The sequence below is a fragment of the Kitasatospora sp. NPDC059803 genome (assembly GCF_042732255.1).
Lineage (GTDB): Bacteria > Actinomycetota > Actinomycetes > Streptomycetales > Streptomycetaceae > Kitasatospora.
On the sequence record NZ_JBHWIJ010000333.1, the window covers coordinates 1 to 8,703 of the forward strand.

An 8,703-nucleotide genomic window follows, 5' to 3' on the forward strand; every position below is an offset into this window, starting at 1 on the left:
CGGGATCGGGCGCCGGCTGCTCCAGCGCCGGGCCGCCAGCCGCGGCCAGATCACCAGGACCACCGGCAGGGCGAGGTAGCCGAACCGCCCGGCCGGGGCGAGCATGAACGCGATCGCCAGCCCGGCGGCCAGCAGGTCGGCGGCCGCGATCGCGGACACCGGCGGCCGGGCGAGCAGCCAGATGGCCACCCCGATCCCGCCCATGGTCATCAGCGCCAGCGAGACGGAGTGCCCGGTCGGCCCGAAGCCGGCCAGCACCTTGCCGGGCAGCGGGCTGCCGGCCGGGGTGCGGATGGCGGTGAGCCCGAGCGGGAAGCGCACCACCTGCTCGCGCAGCGCGTCCGCCCGGGTCAGCACGGAGGGCAGGAGCACGGCCAGGCCGGTGCCGAGCGCGATCAGGGTGGTCCGGGCGGCGGGCCGGCGGCCGTACAGGCGCCACAGCAGCAGGGCGGCGACCGGCAGCGCCGGCCAGGCCGTCCACTTGAGGGTGCAGGCGAGGGCGAGCACCAGGCCGGCGCCGACGGTGCGGTCCCGCTCGGCGAGTGCCATGGCGAGGCAGCAGAGGCCGATCAGCGGCAGGTCCACCCCGCCGACGACGAGGGCCAGCGAGATCAGCGGCGAGGCGGTGAGCACGGCGAGCGGCAGCAGCGGCGCGCGCTCGCGGGTGGGCCGCAGCAGCCGCCAGCTGGCCAGCAGGCAGACCACGAAGGCCAGCGCGAACCAGATCCGGGCGTCCCCGGCGACCTGGGCGAGGTCGGAGCCGTCGCCCAGCAGTTGGCGCGGCATCCCGAACAGGGTCATGGCCGGCAGGTACGGGTTGTAGTCGGTGACCACCACCGGGTGCGACAGGTACGGGCTGCCGGTGGTGAGCAGCAGGTGGGCCGAGCGTTCGACCACCATCACCTCGGACTGGTGGCGGCCCTGCACGGCGAGCAGGGCGAGCGGCGCGAGGACGGCCCCGGCGAGGGCGACCACGGCGGCGGCGCGGGCCGCGTAGCGGCGCGGCAGGGTGAGGCAGAGCAGCCCGGCCAGGACGTAGGCGGGGGCCGCGATGAAACCCCACATCCGCTGGTTGGGCAGGTCGGAGACGAGCGGGAAGGCGGCCGCCCAGCCGGCCGCGATCAGGCAGCCGAGCAGTTGGACGGTGCGCATCGAGGCGAGTCGGGCGGGATTCAGCCGATCGGGCGTGGGTGGGAACGTGCTCTCGCCACGCTGGCGGGGGAACGGCCGACTGGAGAAGCCGAGGGGCGGTCGTCCTGGTCCGGACGGCGCTGCGGCGGGGGTCGGCGGGGCCGGCGTTCTGCTGCGGCCGGTGAAGCGGCCGCGCGGGCGGGAGAAGCCGGGCGTGCGGGTGCTCACCATGGTGGAAGGTTATGGGTGGTGGCCGGGCCCTGTCGCCATGGCGTGGGGCACGTGGCGGGAGGTGGCATGAGGGGGGCCGCCGAGTGTCGTGGTCGGCGGCCCCTCATGTCCGGATTCTTCCGGCTCAGCTGTTGCGGTGGCCGGTGGAGCTGTCCGCCGCGGCGGCCTGTGCCTGCTGCTCCAGCTTGGAGTGCTTGATGCTGTAGCCGAAGTAGACGACCACGGCGACGGCGAGGGCGATCGCGCCGGCCCGGAAGGTGTCGGCGTGCAGGCCGGTGATCAGGTAGGCGCAGAAGGCGACGCTGAGCAGCGGGACGACCGGGTAGCCGGGGACCTTGAAGCCGCGCGGCAGGTCGGGCTGGGTGCGGCGCAGGATGATCACGCCGATCGAGACGACCGAGAAGGCGATGAGCGTCCCGAGGCTGGTGATGTCGGCCAGCTCCTTCAGCGGGACGAAGGCGGCCAGCGTGCCGACGCCGAGGCCCACCACGAGGGTGTTCCAGACCGGGGTGCCGGTGCGCGGGGAGAGTTCGGCGAAGCGCTTGGGCAGCATGCCGTCGCGGCCCATGGAGTACAGGATGCGGGTCTGGCCGTAGATCACCACGAGGGTGATGCTGAAGATCGAGATGATCGCGCCGATCGCGAAGACGATCGAGGGCCAGGTCTGGCCGGTGATGTCCTGGAGGATCTGGGCGAGGCCGGCCTCCTGGCCCTCGAACTTCTGCCACGGCTGGGCGCCGATGCCGGCGAGGGCGACCAGGATGTAGAGCAGGGTCACCACGACCAGCGAGATGATGATCGCCAGCGGCAGGGTGCGGCGCGGGTTCTTGACCTCCTCACCGGCGGTGGACACGGCGTCCAGGCCGATGAAGGAGAAGAAGATGCTGGACGCGGCGACCTGCACGCCGCCGATGCCGAGCGGCATGAACGGGGTCAGGTTGCCGGAGTGGAAGCCGGTGAGCGCGATGCCGACGAACAGCAGCAGGATCAGGATCTTGATCCCGACCATGGCCGCGTTGACCTTCACCGACTCGCTGACGCCGCGGGTGAGCAGCACGCAGACCATCGCGACCAGCAGCAGCGCCGGCAGGTTGAACCAGTGGGTGTCGTTGGGCGCGCCGGACAGCTGCTCCGGGATGGTGAAGCCGAAGGCCAGGTCGAAGAACTTGTTCAGGTACTCGGCCCAGCTCACCGCGATCGCGGAGGCGGAGACGCCGTACTCCATCAGCAGGCAGATGCCGACGCCGAACGCGACGCCCTCGCCGAGGGTGGCGTAGGCGTAGGAGTACGAGGATCCGGAGACCGGGATCGCGGAGGCCATCTCGGCGTAGCAGAGCGCGGTGAGTCCGGCGGTGACCGCGGCGAGCACGAAGGACAGGATGACGGCCGGTCCGGCCGAGGGCACCGCGGTGCTGAGCACGAAGAAGATGCCGGTGCCGATGGTGGCGCCGATGCCGATCGAGGACAGCTGCCAGAGGCCGATCGTGCGGCGCAGGTGGATGCCGGAGCGTCCGCCCTCCTCGGGCGCACCGGCCGGGAGGCCGTCCTGGCCCTCGCTCTCGGCGATGAGGGACGAGACGGGCTTGCGTCGCAGCAGACGCGCACCGAGAGAGTTGCTGGTCACAACTGCGGTCCTTCTGGGCGGGGGGAGGGTGTCCTGGCGGCCGGTCACTCGACGCGCCATGGGGTGTCATCGGGGACCAACCGAACAAAGATGGGACAGTACCCCGCGAAAGCACCAGTGTCGCAAACGAACAGTCCGGATCGGCGCATTGTACGAATTGGCGCATGAGCCTATACAAACCGGACACTTCGCAGACGGCGGATTCGCCGTCCAGCAGCTAAAGCAGCAGCTCAGCGGCCCAGCACCGCCCGCATCACCGAGCGGGCGATCGGCGCGGCCAGCCCGCCGCCGGTGACGTCCGTGGCGTCACTGTCCGCGATCACCACGGCCACCGCCACCGGCGGCACCGCGTCCGAGCCGGCGGGCTTGGCCCAGGAGATGAACCAGGCGTACGGCGTCCCGCTGTTGTCCACCCCGTGCTGCGCGGTGCCGGTCTTCCCGCCGACCACCGCGCCGCCGATCCGGGCGTTGCCGCCGGTGCCGTTCTCCACCACGTCGGTCATCAGCTTCTGCACCTGCCCGGCCACCGCCGGGGTCATCGCCCGCCGGTACACGGCGGGTTTCATCAGCTGCACCGCGGTGCCGTCGCCCTTCGTCAGCTTGTCCACGAGCTGTGGGCGCATCACCGTCCCGTCGTTGGCGATCCCGGCCGCGACCATCGCCATCACCAGCGGGGTGGCCGCGGTGTCGAACTGCCCGATCGAGGAGAGCGCCACCTGCGACTGGTTCATCGTGGTGTCGAAGTTGGACCGGGCCGGGCGCACCGGCATGTCCAGCCTGGCGTCGTTGAAGCCGAAGTTCTCGGCCATCGCGACCATCGGGCCCAGCCCGGTCCGCACCCCGAGGTAGCCCAGCACGCTGTTGCAGCTGTAGACCATCGCGGTGTCCAGCGACTGGCCGGGCCGGTCGCATGCCGAGGTGTCGTTGACCAGCGGCGTGGTCGTCCCGGGCAGCACGTACGGGAACGGCGCGTCGGTCGGCGCGTCGGGGTCGGTGACCACGCCGGCCGCGAGCGCGGCCGCCGCCGTGACCACCTTGAAGGTCGAGCCCGGCGGGTAGGTCTGGCGCAGCGCCCGGTTGAGCATCGGCTGGTCGGTGTCGGTCTGCAGCCGGTTCCAGGCGGCCTGGTCGGCCGCGGCGGAGCCGGCGAAGCTGCCCGGGTCGTAGGACGGCGTGCTGGCCAGGGCGAGGATCCGGCCGGTGGCCGGCTCGATCGCGGCCACCGCGCCCTTCTGGCTGCCGAGCCCGCGCACCGCGGCCTCCTGGGCGGCCCGGTTCAGGGTGGTGTAGACGTCCCCGCCGGGGTTCTGCCTGCGGGCGACGGCGTCCCAGACCGCCCAGCCGGCCAGCCTGCTGTCCGTCCCGGACAGCAGGTCGTCCTCGACCCCCTCCAGCTGGGTGTTGCCGTACGCCTGCGAGGCGAAGCCGGTGACGGCCGCGTACGTCGGGCCGTCGGTGTAGGTGCGCTTGTAGTCGTACCGGCCGCCGGTGGGCTCGGAGCCGGTCACGGTGTCCGCGCCGACCCGGATGTTGCCGCGCGGCTGCGAGTACCGCTCGATGGTGAGCCGCTGGTTGGCGGAGTTGTGGTTGAGGTCCTCGGCCTGGAACACCTGCACCCGGGTGGCCTGGACGCACAGCGCCGCGACCAGCAGCAGGCAGAAGACGCCCGCGCGGCGCCCGGTGACGGAGATGCCGGGCAGGCCCTGCGGCCCGTTGCCCCGGGCACGCGGACGGGAGCGGGTGCGCGCCATCAGTCCTCCTCCGACCCGGACCCGGACGGGGCTGGGACCGGGACCGGGGCCGGGGCCGGCCGGCGCGCGATGTCGCTCATCCGCACCAGCAACGCCACGATGATCCAGTTGGTGACCACCGAGGAGCCGCCCTGCGCGACGAACGGCAGCGTCATCCCGGTCAGCGGGATGAGGTCGAGCACCCCGCCGGCCACCACGAACACCTGGAGGCCGACGATCGCGGCCAGCCCGATCGCCAGCAGCCGCCCGAACGGGTCGCGCAGCGCGATGCCCGTCCGGAACCCCCGGGAGATCAGCAGCGCGTACAGCAGGAACACCGCGACGAGCCCGGTCAGGCCGAGTTCCTCGCCGATGGTGGCGAGGATGAAGTCCGACTTGGCGGCGAAGCCGATCAGCACCGAGTGCCCGTTGCCGAGCCCGGTGCCCAGTTCCCCGCCCCAGGCGAAGGCGAACAGCGACTGGGCGATCTGGTTGGCGCCCTTGCCCGCCGCGATCGAGCCCAGCGGGTCCAGCCAGTCCGTCACCCGGCTGTGCACGTGCGGCGAGAGCCAGCCCACCGTGGCCGCCCCGACCGCCGCCAGGGCCAGCCCGATCACGATCCACCCGGTGCGCGCGGTGGCCACGTACAGCATCACCACGAACAGGCCGAAGAACAGCAGCGAGGTGCCGAGGTCCGTCTCCAGCACCAGGACGCCGACGAACGCCGCCCAGATCAGCAGCACCGGCCCGAGCACCCGGCCGCGCGGCAGCTGCCAGCGCCAGACCCGGCGGCCGGTGAGCGCCAGCGCGTCCCGGTGCACCGCCAGGTAGGCGGCGAAGAAGACGGCCAGCAGGATCTTGGCGAACTCCCCCGGCTGGAAGGACAGCGGCCCGATGACGATCCAGATCCGCGAGCCGTACACCGGGGGGAAGAAGATCGGCAGCACCAGCAGGACCAGCGCCACCAGCGCCCCGAGGTAGGCGTACCGCTGCAGCCGCCGGTGGTCGCGCACCAGCAGCACGACCGCGATGAACAGCGCCACCCCCAGGCTCGACCAGAGCAGCTGGGTGGAGGCCGCGCCGGCGCCCGAGGTGGCGCGGTCCAGCCGGTAGATCACCACCAGCCCGATCCCGTTGAGCAGCACCGCGATCGGCAGCAGCAGCGGGTCCGCGTACCGGGCCCGCCGGCGGACCACGGCGTGCGCCAGCAGGGCGAGCACGCCGAGCGCGGCGCCGTACTCGACCGCGCCGGCCGGCACCCTGCCGTCCAGGTTGACGCCGACCTCGACGTAGCCGAACACGGCGATCAGCACGGCGGCCAGGACCAGCAGCAGCTCGGTGGTGCGCCTGGTCGGCACCGGCCGGCTCGGCCGGGCTGCGGTTCTCGTCACGGCGGGGGGTGTCGCCACGGACCGTCCTGGGGGTCGCGGGGAGCCGGAGCGCTGTTCCGGGGGGATGCCAATCGGGATGGACCGGCGGCACGAAGCCGGTTCACCCAGGTTCGTCACCCTAACGAGCACTATCCATATTTATCGGCTTTTTGCTGCGGTGTGTCCGCTCTCGACGGAAATCCTCCGTTCCCGCCCGGACTCGCACGAAACCCGCACGGAAGGCTGTCCGGCCCAGGCAGGGCGGACGTGAGTCCGCGCGGCCCCGACGGCCTTTCCACGCGCCGGAGTTCACGCCACGGCGGGGTGACGCACGATCCGGTCTCGTTTGGCCATCGAGAACTGATGATCCCTAGGATCACCGGGTGACTACCGGACGACGACCAAAGACCAGGCTCGGCAGCCTGCTGGGCGCCCTGGCGATAACGGGCGCCTCGCTGCTCATCGGCCTGCCCGCCCACGCCGACGAACCATCAGCCGGAGCCGCCGCGCCCAAGGAGGCCCCCAGGGTCGACCTCGTCCTGGACGTCAGCGGCTCCATGAACGAGCGGGACATCCAGGGCAAGAGCCGGATCTCGGTGGCCCAGCAGTCGCTGAACGACGTGATCGACGCGCTGCCCGCGGAGACCGAGTTCGGCATCCGCACCCTGGGCGCGAACTACCCCGGCAACGACAAGACCCAGGGCTGCCAGGACACCAAGCAGCTGTACCCGGTCGGCAAGACCAACAAGGTCGAGGCCAAGACCGCCATCGCCACCCTGCGGCCCACCGGCTGGACCCCGATCGGCCTGGCCCTGCGCGGCGCGGCCCAGGACCTCGGCAAGGGCGAGACCACCCGCCGGGTGGTGCTGATCACCGATGGCGAGGACACCTGCACCCCGCCGGACCCCTGCGACGTCGCCCGTGAACTCGCCTCCCAGGGCATCCACCTGGTCGTCGACACCCTCGGCCTGGCCCACGACGACAAGACCCGCCAGCAGCTGCTCTGCATCGCCAACGCGACCGGCGGCACCTACACCGACGTCCGCACCCAGGAGCAGCTCACCGACAAGGTGAAGCAGCTGGTCGACCGCTCCAACGACACCTACGCGGTCACCCCGGTGAAGACCTCCGGCGCCGACAAGTGCGAGAGCGCCCCGGTGCTCGCCCCGGGCGTGTACAGCGACCGCGAGAAGTTCTCCGAGCACCGCGTCTACAAGGTCCCGGTCAAGTCCGGCCAGGAGCTGCGCGCCTCGGTCAGCGTCGGCCTGGACCGCGCGGTGGCCCGGGACTACGGCGTCCTGCTGCAGGCCACCAGCGCGACCGGCCAGGAGCTGGTCCGCGGCACCGACGCCGGCAGCAGCCGCACCGACGTGATCTCCACCGGCCTGCGCTGGTCCACCAGCGACTCCAAGGGCTACATCACCACCGGCCCGACCTCCTCGTCGAGCGCCAAGCCGGAGACCACCGTCTGCCTGGTCGTCAGCAACTCGCTGGCCCCGCAGGCCGGCGTCCAGGCCGACCCCGGCCTGCCGCTGGAGCTGACCGTCGACCTGGCCACCGCCTCGTCCGCCCCCGAGGGTGCGGCGATGGGCCTGGGCCGCGGCTGGATCCTGCTGCTCACCCTCACCCTCGCCGGGCTGCTGTTCGGCCTGGTGTTCGGCTGGATCGCCCGCTGGCGGATCTCTGTCTGGCGGGAGAACTGACCATGCGACCGACCACGCGCACGACCCTTCGCGGCGCCCTCGCCGCCCTCGCCCTGCTGCCCGCCCTCGCGCTGGCCGCCCCGGCCGCCTCCGCCGCCTCCCCCTCGCCCTCGGCGAGCGCGAGCGGCGCCCCGGCCCCGGCCACCAAGGCCGGCACCTCCTTCCTGACCGCGACCAACCTCTCCCCCGGCCAGGACGCCAACGTCGCCGCCTCCACCGGTGACTACCTGTACTGGGCGTTCGGCGCCTCCGAGGGCCAGACCCCGACGATCGGCCTGACCGTCAACCTGGCCCCCGCGACCGACCGGCACGGCCCGCAGACCTGGTCCGCCGAGGTCTTCGACGGGCTCCGCCGCCGCCAGTCCTGCACCGCCGGCACCCAGAACGCCACCGGCGACCAGAACACCGGCACGCTCACGCTGAGCTGCACCCTGCGCGAGATCCGCTCCTGGGCCGAGCCGTGGTCCGGCGACCCGCTGCCCGGCACCTACTACGTGCGGCTCTCGGTCAGCGACGTCCCGCAGCCCGACCTGGGTCTGGCCACCTCCGTCCAGCTGCACGTCAGCGCCAAGGGCAACGCGGACAACGCCCAGCCTGAGGGCGGCGAGCTCAAGGCCCCGCTGGTCCCGCCGGCCGGCGGCGGCGCCAGCACCGCGAAGGCGGCCGCCCCGGTGGCGGCCGAGGAGCACTGGTACACCGGCTGGTTCTCCGGCTGGAACAGCCGCTGGTACTGGACCATCGGCGGCGGCGCCCTGGCCGCCCTGGCGGGCGTCCTGGGCTACAACCTGACCCGGCACCCGCGCGGCTACCGCCCGCCCCGCTACGGCGCCGTCCCGCCGCAGTCCGGCGCCCCCCAGCCCGGCCCCTACGCCGGCTCCCAGCGCCCCTGACCCACCCTGACCCACCCCTGTCTC

Annotated in this window: 6 protein-coding genes; 2 read left to right on the forward strand and 4 right to left on the reverse strand. The window is 72.7% G+C overall.

Annotated features, from left to right (window positions below; translation table 11 throughout):
• The 4 genes from ACFV6I_RS34170 to ACFV6I_RS34185 all read right to left on the reverse strand — a co-directional run.
• Positions 1–1,362, reverse strand: a 1,362-nt coding sequence (locus ACFV6I_RS34170; RefSeq protein ID WP_380429612.1) for a glycosyltransferase 87 family protein, incomplete at its 3' end; no start/stop codon positions are given.
• A gap of 124 nt (positions 1,363–1,486) precedes the next feature.
• Positions 1,487–3,046, reverse strand: coding sequence for an amino acid permease (locus ACFV6I_RS34175; protein ID WP_380429615.1), 1,560 nt, complete (start codon positions 3,044–3,046; stop codon positions 1,487–1,489).
• Positions 3,047–3,216: 170 nt separating this feature from the next.
• On the reverse strand, positions 3,217–4,737 hold the full coding sequence (locus tag ACFV6I_RS34180) for a penicillin-binding transpeptidase domain-containing protein (RefSeq protein ID WP_380429617.1): 1,521 nt from the start codon (positions 4,735–4,737) through the stop codon (positions 3,217–3,219).
• Complete coding sequence (locus tag ACFV6I_RS34185; RefSeq protein ID WP_380429620.1) at positions 4,737–6,107, reverse strand: FtsW/RodA/SpoVE family cell cycle protein; 1,371 nt, start codon at positions 6,105–6,107, stop codon at positions 4,737–4,739. Before ACFV6I_RS34185 ends, ACFV6I_RS34180 begins: the two co-directional genes overlap by 1 nt.
• A gap of 362 nt (positions 6,108–6,469) precedes the next feature.
• On the opposite strand from ACFV6I_RS34185, the gene ACFV6I_RS34190 reads away from it, so the two are divergent.
• Together ACFV6I_RS34190 and ACFV6I_RS34195 are read left to right on the forward strand one after the other, a co-directional pair.
• A complete protein-coding gene (locus ACFV6I_RS34190) occupies positions 6,470–7,789 on the forward strand; it encodes a VWA domain-containing protein (protein ID WP_380345724.1) in 1,320 nt (439 codons plus the stop codon).
• A gap of 2 nt (positions 7,790–7,791) precedes the next feature.
• On the forward strand, positions 7,792–8,679 hold the full coding sequence (locus ACFV6I_RS34195; protein WP_380429623.1) for a peptidase: 888 nt from the start codon (positions 7,792–7,794) through the stop codon (positions 8,677–8,679).
• The last annotated feature ends 24 nt before the right edge of the window (positions 8,680–8,703 follow it).

Excerpts from the sequence above, each read along its gene's own strand:
- ACFV6I_RS34175 (WP_380429615.1), bottom strand. The coding sequence starts at position 3,046 with ATGGCGCGTCGAGTGACCGGCCGCCAGGACACCCTCCCCCCGCCCAGA.
- ACFV6I_RS34180 (WP_380429617.1), bottom strand. The coding sequence starts at position 4,737 with ATGGCGCGCACCCGCTCCCGTCCGCGTGCCCGGGGCAACGGGCCGCAG.
- ACFV6I_RS34195 (WP_380429623.1), top strand. The coding sequence starts at position 7,792 with ATGCGACCGACCACGCGCACGACCCTTCGCGGCGCCCTCGCCGCCCTC.